Origin of the sequence: Bartonella schoenbuchensis R1 (assembly GCF_002022685.1) — a bacterium.
Taxonomy (GTDB): Bacteria; Pseudomonadota; Alphaproteobacteria; order Rhizobiales; family Rhizobiaceae; genus Bartonella; species Bartonella schoenbuchensis.
Genome location: NZ_CP019789.1, coordinates 537,600 through 551,998 on the forward strand (window position 1 = coordinate 537,600; position 14,399 = coordinate 551,998).

Annotated in this window: 10 protein-coding genes and 2 pseudogenes; 5 read left to right on the forward strand and 7 right to left on the reverse strand. The window is 36.8% G+C overall.

Annotation, left to right across the window (positions count from 1 at the left end):
* The first annotated feature begins 110 nt into the window (after positions 1-110).
* From cysS to pssA, 5 genes are all read left to right on the forward strand, one after another.
* Positions 111-1,619 carry a cysteine--tRNA ligase gene (gene cysS / locus BscR1v2_RS02155; protein ID WP_078689568.1) on the forward strand — a complete coding sequence of 503 codons (1,509 nt, stop codon included), beginning with the start codon at positions 111-113 and terminating at the stop codon, positions 1,617-1,619.
* A gap of 43 nt (positions 1,620-1,662) precedes the next feature.
* Positions 1,663-2,334: a DUF421 domain-containing protein gene (locus BscR1v2_RS02160; RefSeq protein WP_078689569.1), complete on the forward strand. Its 672-nt coding sequence runs from the start codon at positions 1,663-1,665 to the stop codon at positions 2,332-2,334.
* A gap of 121 nt (positions 2,335-2,455) precedes the next feature.
* Positions 2,456-4,342, forward strand: a complete 1,887-nt coding sequence (locus BscR1v2_RS02165; protein WP_078689570.1) for an ABCB family ABC transporter ATP-binding protein/permease — start codon at positions 2,456-2,458, stop codon at positions 4,340-4,342.
* Between the two features lie 114 nt (positions 4,343-4,456).
* On the forward strand, positions 4,457-5,155 hold the full coding sequence (locus BscR1v2_RS02170) for a phosphatidylserine decarboxylase (protein WP_078689571.1): 699 nt from the start codon (positions 4,457-4,459) through the stop codon (positions 5,153-5,155).
* A gap of 8 nt (positions 5,156-5,163) precedes the next feature.
* A complete protein-coding gene (gene pssA / locus BscR1v2_RS02175; protein ID WP_078689572.1) occupies positions 5,164-6,003 on the forward strand; it encodes a CDP-diacylglycerol--serine O-phosphatidyltransferase in 840 nt (279 codons plus the stop codon).
* Positions 6,004-6,068: 65 nt separating this feature from the next.
* On the opposite strand, the gene BscR1v2_RS02180 is transcribed toward pssA, so the two are convergent.
* The 7 genes and pseudogenes from BscR1v2_RS02180 to BscR1v2_RS02210 all read right to left on the reverse strand — a co-directional run bounded on the left by BscR1v2_RS02180 (position 6,069) and on the right by BscR1v2_RS02210 (position 14,275).
* A complete protein-coding gene (locus tag BscR1v2_RS02180) occupies positions 6,069-6,818 on the reverse strand; it encodes an SDR family NAD(P)-dependent oxidoreductase (protein WP_078689573.1) in 750 nt (249 codons plus the stop codon).
* Between the two features lie 2 nt (positions 6,819-6,820).
* Positions 6,821-8,313: pseudogene (purF, locus tag BscR1v2_RS02185) on the reverse strand (amidophosphoribosyltransferase).
* A 117-nt stretch (positions 8,314-8,430) separates the two neighbouring features.
* A complete protein-coding gene (locus BscR1v2_RS02190) occupies positions 8,431-8,973 on the reverse strand; it encodes a CvpA family protein (RefSeq protein WP_078689574.1) in 543 nt (180 codons plus the stop codon).
* A 154-nt stretch (positions 8,974-9,127) separates the two neighbouring features.
* A complete protein-coding gene (gene radA, locus BscR1v2_RS02195) occupies positions 9,128-10,504 on the reverse strand; it encodes a DNA repair protein RadA (RefSeq protein ID WP_078689575.1) in 1,377 nt (458 codons plus the stop codon).
* 5 nt (positions 10,505-10,509) lie between these two features.
* Positions 10,510-12,011 (reverse strand): annotated as a pseudogene (locus BscR1v2_RS02200) (replicative DNA helicase).
* 685 nt (positions 12,012-12,696) lie between these two features.
* Positions 12,697-13,269 (reverse strand): 50S ribosomal protein L9, encoded by a 573-nt coding sequence (gene rplI / locus BscR1v2_RS02205; protein WP_078689576.1) that lies wholly within the window; start codon positions 13,267-13,269, stop codon positions 12,697-12,699.
* 25 nt (positions 13,270-13,294) lie between these two features.
* Positions 13,295-14,275 (reverse strand): hypothetical protein, encoded by a 981-nt coding sequence (locus BscR1v2_RS02210; RefSeq protein WP_078689577.1) that lies wholly within the window; start codon positions 14,273-14,275, stop codon positions 13,295-13,297.
* Positions 14,276-14,399: the final 124 nt, after the last annotated feature.

The window sequence follows — 14,399 nt, forward strand, 5'->3', positions numbered from 1 at the left end:
GAAATAAAAATCCAATATCGCGATATTTTTTTCAAGCAGTGTTATTAGCTCATAATATGAGTAAGTTTTGCCAGAGCGACACCAAGTAATATCACTAACGGAGTATAATTATGGGAAATTTGCGGTTTTATAACACGCTTACACGCAAAAAAGAAAATTTTACACCGATTGATGCTGCTAAGGTACGTCTTTATGTTTGTGGTCCGACAGTTTATGATTATGCTCATATTGGTAATGCACGTTCTGTAATTGTTTTTGATATTTTATTTCGTTTTTTACGTCATGTTTATGGCGAGGACCATGTGATATATGCCCGTAATATTACGGATGTTGATGATAAGATTAATGCACGAGCAATCCATAAATACCCAGAGCTTGCATTAAATGACGCTATTCGTCAATTAACAGAATGTACATATGACCAATTTCAAAAGGATACAGAAGCGCTTGGTTGTTTATTACCAACCAGCCAGCCACGTGCAACCGATCATTTGGAAGAAATACGATCTTTGATTGAAAGACTTCTTGAAAAAGGACATGCTTATATAGCAGGAAATCATATATTATTTTCTATAAGCAGTATGGGGGAATACCCCCGTTATGGCGAATTTGCAAAACGATCGCTTGATGAAATGAGAGCAGACTCCCGTATAGATATTGCTATTTATAAAAAAGAGAAAATGGATTTTGTTTTATGGAAACCCTCTCAGGAATGGGAACCAGGTTGGCCATCGCCAGCAGGAATTCCTGGTTTAGGGCGCCCGGGTTGGCATATTGAATGCTCAGCAATGTCGATGGCAAAGCTGTTGGCTCCTTATGGTGGTGGTTTAAATTGTGATGATCTTGCAGCAAATGTTTTTGATATCCATGGTGGTGGTATTGATTTACTTTTCCCTCATCATGAAAATGAGATTGCACAAAGTTGTTCAGCTTTTGGAACTAAGCGAATGGCTAATTTTTGGATGCATAATGGTTTTTTGCAGGTTGAAGGCAAAAAAATGTCCAAAAGCCTTGGTAATTTTATCACTATTCGCTCTCTATTAGAAAGTGATTTTCTTGAATTTAATGATGCTTTGACAGATGAAATAAGACAAAACTGGGCAGGTTTGTCTATCCGTTTTTCAATGTTGCAAACTCATTATCGTGAACCGTTAAATTGGACAACTCATCGCTTAGCGCAATCTAGTAGCGAATTATATCGTTGGTATGAATTTCTTCGCTGTGAGAAATGTTGTTTGGATGACGATAAATCTATAGATGAATCTTTAATCAATACATTAAGTGATGATCTTAACACTTCAAATGCATTTACTATTTTACGAAAATTTTATAAAGAAGGAAATGCTATAGCTCTTGCACGCGGTATGGATTTATTTGGGCTATTGCGCCAAGAGTGGGTTCAAGAAATAGAATGCCCGCTTTTTGTTAGAAAGACATACCTTGATTTAAAATTTATTGATCAGCGCATTGCCGAAAGGCTACAACTTATCCATAATAAAGAGTGGGAAGCTGCGGATAAAATTCGTGATGAGCTTGCAGTAGGGGGGATCTCATTAAAAGATGAAAAAGACCCGCAGACTGGTGAGCGTATTACTACGTGGGAGATAAAACGACAATAATTCCTATGTTCCAGCAGCTCTCATAAAAAAAGGAGAGAGTTTGATGGAATTTTTATGCTTTTATGGATATATCGCGCTTAAGTTAGTTGTGGGCCTTACCGCTTTTTTGTTAATTTTAAGAACAACAGGTCGTGGTAATCTCAGTCAAATGACGCCAATTGATTTGGTGAGTAATTTTGTAATGGGGGGCATTATTGGGGGGGTTATTTATAACCCGAGTATTAGTAGTATCCAATTATTGCTTGTTTTATTTATTTGGCAAACTTTGATCACATTTCTTAATTTTTTTGCGCGGCATTCAGTTTTTTTTCACCGGCTTATTGCGGGAGGAAATGTTATATTAGTTTCAGATGGTGTATTTCAAATAGATGAAATTAAGCGTTTGCGCATTAGTATAAGTGATCTAATTACCATGTTGCGTATTAAAGGTTGTAGTTTACATGAGGCAGCTTTTGTTCGTTTGGAAACCAATGGTGATTTTTCTGTAATTAAGAAGGAAGAAGGCAAAAAATCTACCATTGTGATACAAAATGGTGAAATTCTCGAAGAAGGCCTTAAAGCAATTAATAAATCAAAAACGTGGCTTAAAGCAGAATTAAAAAAAAAGCATGTGAAAGTAGAAGATTTATTCGTAGCAGAATGGTACGAAAATACAGACAAAAACGATAAATCTTATAGCGGATTGTTTCTTGTTCCTTTATTGAAAATGGTCTAACCTTAAATTTAAAGCATATAGGTTATTCAGAGGTGAAGGAAAGGTAATAAATAATCTATGGAGGACAGTTTAGAAATTATTTTTTACATGTTTATGAATAATAAAAGAAATTAAAGACTTTATGAAACAGAATGAAATAGTAAAAACCGTTTCGGTAGATTCAGACCAAACTCTACGCACCCTTTATAATTTGTGGCCTTATATGTGGCCATCAGCCAGGTCTGATCTGAAAATGCGTGTGGTATGGGCAATATTTTATCTTATTTTGTCCAAACTTATTCTCATATCTGTGCCGTATTTTTTTAAATATGCTACAAATGCGCTTGATCTAAACTTTTTTCAAGTATTTACAAGGTCTTCATCCATTTGGGTGGTGCCTATTATGCTGGTTTTGGCATATAATTTTGCACGCATCGTTCAAGCTGGATTAAACCAGTTACGTGATTCTCTTTTTGCAACTGTTGGTCAATACGCTATTCGTCAATTGGCATATAAGACTTTTGTTCATATTCACGGATTGTCTTTGCGTTTCCATTTAGAGCGGCGAACTGGTGGTCTTTCTCGTGTGATTGATCGTGGTACAAAGGGAATTGAGGCCCTTGTTCGATTTTCAATTCTTAATACAGTGCCGACCATTTTAGAATTTGTTTTAACAGCGTTTGTACTTTTGATAAATTATGGGTGGCGTTATTTTCTTGTCGTTGTTGTGATAGTTGGTTTGTATACTTGGTTTACGATCAAGGCGAGTGATTGGCGCATTAGTATTCGGCAAGAAATGAATACGGCTGATACAGAAGCAAATACACGGGCAGTTGATTCTCTTTTGAATTTTGAAACAGTCAAATATTTTGGCAATGAAGCTTTGGAAGCAAGTCGATTTGATTCTTCTATGGCAGGATATGAAAAAGCTGCAACAAAAATCTGGACATCTCTAAGCTGGCTTAATTTTGGTCAAGCTCTTATTTTTGGTATTGGAATGACAATCCTGATGTTAATGTCAGCTTATGAAGTTTTGCATATGACACAAACTTTAGGGGACTTTGTTTTTATTAATGCGCTTTTAATACAGCTTTCCATTCCGTTGAATTTTATTGGCTCGATTTATCGTGAAGTTCGGCAGAGTTTAAGTGATATTGAAGCTATGTTTGATCTTTTAGATGTTCAGCAGGAAATTGTTGATAAACCAGATGCTAAACCGTTGGTGGTAAGCAATGGTACTATTCGGTTTAATCAGGTGAAATTTTCCTATGATTCCGATCGTTCAATTCTCAAAGATATCGATTTTGAAATTCCTGGAGGTAAAACAGTTGCAATTGTTGGGCCATCAGGCGCTGGTAAGTCAACGATCTCCCGATTGCTTTTTCGATTTTATGATGTCGACTCAGGGTCGATAACAATTGACGGACAGGATATTCGTGATGTAACGCAAAAAAGTTTACGTGAAGCGATCGGTATGGTGCCGCAAGATACAGTTTTATTTAATGATACGATTGCATATAATATTCGTTATGGGCGCCCTAGTGCAACAGATGAAGAGATGCACAAGGCTGCTGAAATGGCACAAATATTAAAATTTATTGAAATGCTTCCAGAGGGCTTTCAATCCATAGTAGGTGAACGAGGTCTTAAATTATCTGGTGGTGAGAAACAACGCGTGGCAATTGCGCGGACACTTTTAAAAGCACCTCCACTTCTTATTTTGGATGAAGCAACTGCGGCTCTTGATACAACGACAGAACAAGAAATTCAGCGCGCATTGGATATTATAAGTCGTGGTCGTACAACATTAATTATTGCTCATCGCCTTTCTACTGTTATTAATGCTGATGAAATTTTAGTATTAAAAAATGGCCGTATTATTGAGAAGGGAAATCACGCTGATCTTTTAAGCAAGAAAGGTTTATATGCTTCTATGTGGAATAAACAGCTTGAAGCTTCACAGGCTGAAGAAAAATTACGTAAAATACGTGAAGAAGATGAACTAGGCGTTGTTAATCGTAAGAAATGATCTACATGGAAATCATATCTAGTTTTGTATAAAATAATTGATTAAATATACAAAAGAGAAGAGGGGAAAACAGGAGTTTATTTATTGTTCAATCATTTGTGAATAGGAAGTTATATGCGTATTGTTCAATCTATCTGTAATAGTTTTGTCCCAATTCATAAAGAAGGCTATCCTTTTATTATAGCATTTTTTATTGTTTCACTCGTTCTTGGTTGGATATGGAGCCCGTTATTTTGGTGTGGTCTTATTTTAACCGTGTGGTGTATATATTTTTTCCGTGATCCAGAACGTGTAACGCCTGTAAATTCAAATTGGATTATCTCTCCTGCTGATGGTCGTATTTCGTGTGTTGAATCATGTGTTCCCCCTGCAGAATTAGGGTTGGGGAGCGACGAAATGATGTGTGTTTCTGTGTTTATGGATCTTTTTTCATGTCATGTAAATCGCATTCCTATGAGTGGTACAATAGAATCTATTGTTTATCATCCGGGTAAGTTTGTGAATGCTGAGCTTGATAAAGCCAGTCAATTTAACGAACGTAATGGGGTGGTGATTGACAGTGAACACGGCAAAATTGGTGTCGTACAGATAGCAGGCTTGATTGCGCGTCGAATTGTTTGTTGGTCTCAAAAAGATGATACTGTTATTACTGGGCAACGTTTTGGGTTGATACGTTTTGGTTCTCGCCTTGATGTTTATATGCCTACTGAAGTAAAATTGCGTGTCGCTGTTGGTCAGGTAGCAATTGCTGGAGAAACGGTTTTAGGTTCTTTTGGTGATGCTACTGAGATAACTGACTTTAGACTTGATTAGGATGAGTCATGAAAATTTTTTCGCTATTTTCTTCATTTGATCCTGAAGAGCAACGTGGCGATATTACGCATCGGTTACGTTCACCTATGCCGATGCGGTTTGTTATTCCTAATATTATCACTATCTTAGCGATTTGCACGGGGATAAGCGGTATCCGTTTGGCTTTTGAACATCACTATGAGTCAGCTATTTTGATGGTGCTTTTGGCAGCAGTTTTAGATGGAGCTGATGGTCGTGTTGCACGTTTGATGGATGGCAGTTCGTCTTTTGGAGCCCAGATGGATTCACTTGCTGATGTTATTAATTTTGGTGTTGCTCCTGCTCTTGTTGTTTATTCTTTTATTCTCGCTCAGGTTCATCAAGTAGGCTGGGTTGCAGCGCTTGTGTATTGTGTTGCTTGTTGTTTGCGGTTAGCTCGTTTTAATGTTACGTTAGATAATACAGATATACCAAGATGGCAGAAGAATTATTTTGTTGGTGTTCCTGCACCAGCAGGGGCGTTATTGCTTTTATTGCCTGTTTATTTAGGAGCTCTTGGTTTGATACCCAGTAGGGGTTGGGCTTTATTTTTTAGCTTGTATACTGTGGTTGTTGCTTTTCTTTTAGTAAGCCGCTTACCGGTATGGAATGCAAAGGAAATTGGTCAAAAATTAAGACGTGATATTGTTGTGCCGTGTATGCTGGTTATTGTTATTTATGTTGGTTTTCTTGCAACTTACACGTGGTATACTTTATTGATAACAGCTGTTAGCTATATGATTTTTCTACCTTGTAGTGCTTTAGCATATAATAAACGAGCTGCTTTAGAAGCAAAGAAGATAACCATTCAAACTGACCAGGAGTCATAAGGTTTTACCTGATTTTAAGAAGCAGAGTAAAATTATAGAAGTTTAGTTCAATATATAAACTGTTATCAATGAGGTGTATGATAGTTTATGAACTGATTTTTACGAACGTCAAAAAGCCTACCTGTTTCTTTTAAATAAGGTGAAGATAAATGTACTATTTTTTCAGCAACTTCTTGAGGAGAGGGTAAGGTCTGAGGATTTTCATTAGGCATAGCTTGTGCTCGCATTGCAGTGCGTGTTGCACCTGGGTTAACGCAATTAATTTTGATTGACGTTTCTTTAAGTTCTTCTGCCCAGCAACGAGCAATAATTTCTAAAGCAGCTTTAGAGGCTGCATAAGGCCCCCAGAAAGCGCGTGCGCAGTGAGCAACGCTTGATGATAAAAAAATAGCACGTCCAGCATCCGATTTGCGTAATAAAGGTTCAACTGCTTTCATTAAACGCCATTGATTGATGAGGTTCACTTGAAACACTTCTTCAAATACCGTACTTTCAATATGAGCCATTGGTGAGAGAATTCCTAGAATTCCTGCATTTACAACCATAATATCAAGTTTTTTCCAGCATTCAGCAATTGAAGTACTTAGAGTGTCAATGGCTTGTGTATTATGTAAATCAAGTGGTACCAACGTTGTGGAGGAACCTTTCTCTTGGATTTTGGTATCAAGCGTGGTTAAATCACTAATTGTTCGTGCAAGGGCTATAATATGAGCACCCCGTGCTGCTAGCTCTAATGCTAAATGATACCCAATTCCTCTGGAAGCACCTGTGACCAGTGCGACACGTCCAGAAAGGTTAAAATCAGATTTCCTCATTATTAATTTCTTGTTTTCAGAACAGATAATTTATGAACTTTTGGAATACTTTTTTGATCGGTAAGGTGTGTGGGATAGTGGCCAGTAAAATAATGATCAGTAAATTGAGGGGAAGAGTTATTTCGTTTTTCCCCTATAATAGCGAGATAAAGGCCATCAGTTGAGAGAAATTCTAATGAATCGGCTCCAATGAAATTACACATGGATTTTAAGTCTGGGTATTTATTAGCTAAAAGATCTTCAATTCTAGGTGTATCGATTCCATAAAAATCAGGATAAAAAATCATTGGGCTGGAAATGCGCATATGAACTTCTTTTGCTCCTGCATCGCGGAGCATCCGTACGATTTTAGTGGATGTTGTTCCACGCACAATGGAATCATCCACTAGAATGACACGTTTTCCTTCAATAATAGGGCGGTTGGCAGAATGTTTTAATTTCACGCCAAAAGCACGAATTTGTTGCGTTGGTTCAATAAAAGTGCGACCAACATAATGATTGCGAATAATGCCGAGTTCAAAGGGAATACCAATTTTTTGTGCATAACCAATTGCAGCAGGTGTTCCTCCATCAGGAACGGGGACAACAACATCCCCTCACACGGTGCTTCTTGAGCCAATTGGATACCCATATTTTTACGAACTGCATAAACACTACGCCCTCCAACAATTGAATCAGGTCGAGCAAAATAGACATATTCAAAAAGGCAAAGTTTTTCTGGTTTTTCTATTTCTGGTTTAATAATTTTTGTAGTGATTTCACCATTGTCTTGTATTTCACATATGATGATTTCGCCATTTTTGACGTCACGAACGTATTTTGCTCCAATAATATCAAGTGCACAGGTCTCTGAACAGAAGATTGGTTTACCATCAAGTTCACCTAAAACAAGTGGCCGAATACCTATTGGGTCACGTGCAGCAATAAGCTTGGTACGTGTTAGCGCTAACATGGCATATCCACCTTCCACTTGGCGAATAGCATCAACAAAACGATCGGATGATGATTCATGACGTGAGCGGGCAATAAGGTGGAGAAAGACTTCAGAGTCTGAAGTTGATTGACAGATAGCACCAGAAGCAATTAATTCATGGCGTAATGTAAGGCCATTTGTTAAATTACCATTATGTGCAATAGCAATACCTCCGGCTTTTAATTCAGCAAATAGAGGCTGTACATTACGTAATGCTATTTCTCCCGTTGTTGAATAACGAGTATGTCCAATCGCACGATCCCCAGGCAAACGGGCAAGTGTTGCAGGATTTGTGTAGTGATCTCCAACAAGGCCTAGGTGTTTTTCTTGATGAAACATCTTGTTGTGATAAGAAACAATTCCAGCGGCTTCTTGCCCACGGTGTTGTAGCGCATGGAGTCCAAGAGCTGTTAGTGTTGCTGCATCTTTGTGCCCAAGAATACCAAACACTCCACATTCTTCATGAAGGGTATCATCGTCAAATGAGGGTTCCTGATAAGGAATATTAATTTTTGTCATCATATTACTTTCAGTAATGATGTTAAATGATTAATATCACAACTACTACATATTATTTAAGACCAGTTCTCAAATAAAAACTCTAATTTATTCTGTAGAGATATGTTTTGGTTAGTATTTTCAAAATCTTGCGGAAAAGTCATTTTTGTTAAAGAGCTTTTCCAGTTTTTCGAGGGCATAATCGGGATTTTTAGGCAACAATTCCCAAATTTGTTGGCTTAATGAATCCAACATAGGCTTTGTTTTTGCATCTTTCAGCCAATGAGATTGTTGTTCAGGTTTAATAAGTGCATTAATAAGTAAAATGCCAATAACTGTGATTAATAAACCGCGAAATGCTCCAAAGATAAAACCAATAATGCGATCAAGTTTGCCGATTCGACTATCAATGATAAAATCAGAAATTTTCATTGTAATGAGAGAAATAATAATTAGAGCAATAATAAAAATCGTAACTAATGTAGCTATTAATGCGACTGTTTCGTTAGAGAGGTATTGTTCAACAAAAGGCAATACAGGTTTAAATAAAAACAGTGTAATAACAGCTGAAATTACCCAAGAAAACAATGATAAAACTTCGCGGGAGAAACCTCGGAGCATGGCTAGAAAAGAAGAAAACAGGATGATTGCAATGACAATGCCATCAAGAACTGTTACACTCATTTGTTTGCTCCTTATATAGGTTATGTAAAATTACGTTTTATTTTAATCAGTCTAAAAGTACGTAAGAACATTTTCTGCTATGCTAGTTTCTATTTTATAGCAAGGCTCTTTTGTACTTTATAGAAGTGATTCTATATTATTATTTGTATGACAGTCATTTTTTACTTGCAACAATAGTGGCAACAAATTCAGAAAGGTCGGAAAATATTTTTTGTTGAAAGGTTGTTGATTTTATCATTTCGGTTGTTATTGCGGGCTGAACAGCACCTTGAAAGCCGAGTTTTTGAGCTTCTTTGACACGTTGTCCTGAATGAGTAACAGCGCGAATTGTTCCTGAAAGGCTAACTTCACCAAAATATACATAATGAGTTGGAAGAGGAATGTTTACAAGCGAGGATACCAAAGCTGCTGCAACGGCTAAGTCAGCTGCTGGTTCTGATATTTTGTAACCACCTGCAACATTAAGGTAGACATCATGTTGTCCAAAACGAATACCACAGTGAGCTTCTAATACGGCGAGAATCATTGAAAGACGATTTCCATCCCATCCTAAAACAGCACGCCGTGGTGTACCAAGCGAAGAAGGTGCAACAAGAGCTTGAATTTCCACCAATATAGGGCGTGTTCCCTCCATTCCTGCAAAGACAGCAGCTCCTGGAGCTTTTTCATTACGTTCACCTAAAAATAGTTCGGATGGATTGGTGACTTCTTTTAGACCTTTGTCGGACATTTCAAAAACACCAATTTCATCAGTTGGTCCAAAGCGATTTTTCACAGTTCTAAGAATTCGATAACAATGACTATTCTCGCCTTCAAAATAGAGAACACCATCAACCATGTGTTCAACAACACGGGGACCAGCAATTTGCCCATCTTTTGTAACATGCCCAACAAGAACAACAGCTGCCCCTGTTTTTTTAGCAAAGCGTATGATTGCTTGGGCGCTAATGCGTACTTGTGTTACACTTCCAGGAGCTGAATCGGCTGCATCTGACCATAGAGTTTGAATTGAATCGATAATAACTAGATCAAGTTTTTTATGCGCATTTAAAGTTGTTAAAATGTCTTCAACATTGGTTTCTGCAGCAAGTTTAACTGTTGTATCATGTGCGCCAAGCCTTTGTGCTCGTAGACGGATTTGTGCAACAGCCTCTTCACCAGAAACATAAATGACATTATACCCTTTTCGCGATAATGCAGCTGCCGTTTGTGTAAGCAAAGTTGATTTGCCAATACCTGGATCACCACCAACAAGTAATGCTGATCCTCGAACAAAGCCACCACCGGTCACACGATCAAGTTCAGAAATACCAGAATGAATACGTGGAGCATCTTCAAGATCTCCAGAAAGAGAAGTCAACGTTATGATACGCCCTTGACGAATATTTTGCGTTGGCCCACTGCCAATGCCACTGTTCGTACCTTCTTCGACAAGGGAGTTCCACTCCCCACAAGAATCACATTTTCCAGCCCAGCGTGAGTAAACGGTACTACAATTTTGACAGATAAATTGAGTGCGATTGCGTGCCATAGTGGTTAATTACGTTGTTCTGGAAGATAATCACTTTCTGCCAAGTCGCTAAAGCGTGTAAACTCTGACTGAAAAGCAAGATGAGCTGTTCCTGTTGGTCCGTGTCGTTGTTTTGCTATAAGAATATCTGCTATTCCGAAAACTTTTTCCATTTCAGCTTGCCATTTTACATACTCAGGAGTTCCTTCTTTAGGCTCTTCATTTTTGAGATAATATTCTTCACGATATACAAAAAGAACAACATCCGCATCTTGTTCAATGGAGCCAGATTCACGTAGATCTGATAATTGTGGGCGTTTATCAGTTCGGTTTTCAACTTGACGTGAAAGTTGTGAAAGGGCGATGATAGGAACATTAAGTTCTTTAGCTAAAGCTTTAAGCCCTGTAGTAATTTCTGTAATTTCTTGAACGCGATTTTCAGATGAACGTTTTGAATTGCTTGTCATTAGCTGTATATAATCAACAATCAGAACATCTAAACCATGTTGTCGCTTTAGTCGACGTGCGCGTGCAGCCAATTGAGAAAGCGATATACCACCAGTTTGGTCGATGTAAAGTGGCGCTTTTTGGAGGCGACGCGTTGCATTCACTAGTTTTTCAAATTGTTCTTCTGAAATATTACCACGCCGAATTTCAGAAGAAGATATTTCTGTTTGTTCAGAAATAATACGCGTTGCAAGTTGTTCTGATGACATTTCAAGTGAGAAAAATCCAACGATTCCTCCCTCATTTTCTTGTGATGAATTATTCATTTTAGCATCATGATTATAAGCATCAGCAATATTAAAGGCTATATTGGTTGCAAGAGAGGTTTTTCCCATACCGGGGCGCCCAGCCAGGATAATCAAATCAGAAGGCTGCAATCCTCCCATTTTTTCATCAAGTTTTTTCAGGTGGGTAGCTATGCCTGATAGATGCGAGGACCGTTTTTTTGCAGCGGATGCCATATCAATAGCTTTTTGGATAGCGTCATTAAAGCTTTCAAATCCACCACCATATTTTCCCGTTTCTGCCAATTGAAATAAATTACGTTCGACAATCTCAATTTGTTCGGTTGGCGTAAGTTCAACAGGAGCATCAAAAGCTGTATTTACAACTTGATTGCCAATATCAATCAAGGATCGTCGGATAAAAAGATCATAAATTACTCGACCATAATCTTCAGCATTAATAATGGTAACTGCTTCTTTAGCTAAGCGAATAACATAATTGAATACAGTGATATCCCCAATTTTCTCTTCAGCTGGAATAAAAGGTTTAATGGTAACAGGATTTGCAAGTTTTCCTTTTTTATAATTTGTGATAAAATATCAAAGATTTTTTGATGCAATATTTCGAAAAAATGTTCTGGTTTTAAAAAATCTGAAACACGATCAAGTGCATCATTATTAATGAGAATGGCACCAAGAAGCGCTTGTTCAGCTTCAATATTATGTGGTAGTTGCCGGAAAGAAGAAGTCTCTTCTTTATGTAACGGGTTGAAATTAAGGATGCTTGTTTCTTCCATTAAGTTTTTTCCACTAAGATTTTAAGTTTAGTCATCTTAGACAACGGATTGAATGCTGTACATTAAAAGAGCAAAATTGCAAATTTCCATTTTCAATTAAAACTATATTTTTAATTTTTAATGATACTTTTTTCAACAAATCAATTGTTTATAATATGCAGCTTATATTTTTTGTATTTTATGGTTTATAATTGCAATTATTTCAGACAAATATCAGAAACTGTTTTTTATATAAAATATAACATGGGTAAGAAAGATTGCAATTTGTATACAAATTATTTGAATTTGAAAAAACGCATTTTTATCAGAGAAAAAGAACATTTTCAGGGATTATAAAAAGGCGTTACATAAAATACAACGGACGCTCTAAAGAAATTTTTCTTTCTCCCAGAATATTTAAAAGATATGGAGCTATATTTTAAATATTTTACGGTAGTATAGTCTCAAAATTATTATCGATGATAATAAGCTTACTTTTCTCTATAATCTCCTTAATAAGGATAACTTCAGATAAAATGGGGGTATAATCGTTTTTCCCCCGGTATAGTTTTTTTGAGTTGGGATATAATATTATGATATCATTATAAAATACCCCGCTTAAAAGCAGGGTATTTTTTGTAAGATATCAATATGTTAAATAGTAAAAAATAAGCACAAAAAGTCGACAAGATAAGAAAAATATCAATTAAGCTGTTTCGTTCACGCTCTTTTCATCATTGTCATCAATTTCTTCTGCTAATGGCTGTTCTTGAATACCATATATTGCTTCGATTGAAGTGAGGTTTTCACCTTCTGCTTGACGTTGTGCTTCATTAGTCGAACGTGCAATATTAATTGTCACAGAAATTTGAACTTCAGGATGTAGACTAATTGTGATGGTATGAAGACCGATTGTTTTGATTGGGTGATTAAGCTCAATCTGATTGCGCCCAACAGAAAAGCCTTCTTCTGTTATAATTTCTGAAATATCACGTGTTGACACAGAACCATAAAGTTGACCTGTTTCACCAGCGGAACGGACAACAATAAACGATTGACCATCAAGTTTTTCAGCCACTTTTTGAGCTTCATTTTTTCGCTCAAGATTACGGGCTTCAAGCTGTACACGTTGTGTTTCAAAATATTTTTTATTAGCTTCATTAGCTCGTAAAGCTTTACCTTGAGGCAACAAAAAATTACGTGCGTAACCATTTTTAACTGAAACAATATCACCTATTTGACCAAGGTGAGGAATGCGTTCAAGTAAAATAATATCCATAGTTTATTCCTTTCGAATAAATAAATTAATGAAGTTTGTTGTATGGTTGGAAGTTGTATTGAATAGTTGCCCAAATGCCCATCAGCATGGTCATGAAAACAATAGGTGTTGTAAAAACAACAGTCAAAGCAGCTATATAAACGAGCGATAATATAATTACCCGTCCACTTATCCCTTTTGTAATATGATGGAGATACGCTAAACCACTGATTGATATGACAACAGTATATGCAGTGGTAAAAACGCGTGTACCTAAATTAAGAATAGAACCGAGTTCAAGCATTGATGCTATACAAGCGACGATAAAAATAATGAGTCCAGAAAGTGGAAGGCGGAAAGTTTGCCTCCAATCATCACGAGGTCTTGTTAACCACTTCATATGTCGTGCTGTTATCATTGAAAAATAAAGATTACCAATGAGAAAAATCAGACTGTAACCAGTAAGTGCAATAGCTGTTAAGGTGGCTGCATGTGTCGTTAAAAGTTCGCTAAAGGCAAGAATATCATCTTCATTTATAGACTGCGATTGACGCATAACTTGCACTATATTTGCGGTAACCTCTTGTGCAATGATAGGAGTTATTGGGTGCATTTGCACATAGATTCCAATAAAGGTTAATATAAGAGCAATAAAATTGGTTGAAAGGAAAATAACTGATGATAATGGATACCATATTAGTTCATTTTCCTTTTGTGTTGATCGAGCAAGCCCAAAGAGCCAAGAGGTATAGACGGCTGGAAGAAAAAACAGCAACATAAAGCCAAAACCAATATAAATATTGTTAGCTATGCTAAAGATAAAAGTGACACTTGTTAAAGCAATAAGGCTAGATAACGTTCCAAAGCCGAAGGCTACAATAAAAATTGGAAGTGAAATAAAGAAACCAAGAAGGAGAGAAAAATAAGGCGCAATATTGGCAACACTAATAATTGCCATTCCTATAACAGCAGCAAATAATCCTGCTAAAATACCAATCATTATTTTATAAAAATGAAAATGTTCCATTTATCGCTGTCCTGCCTTTTGCAGTTAGGGGCAATGCCCCAACTTTAGGTATTTTAACGTTTGCGTACTTGCCTTGTATGTGGAGTAATTAATGTACTTCTAACACACCAATAAAAATAGTTAA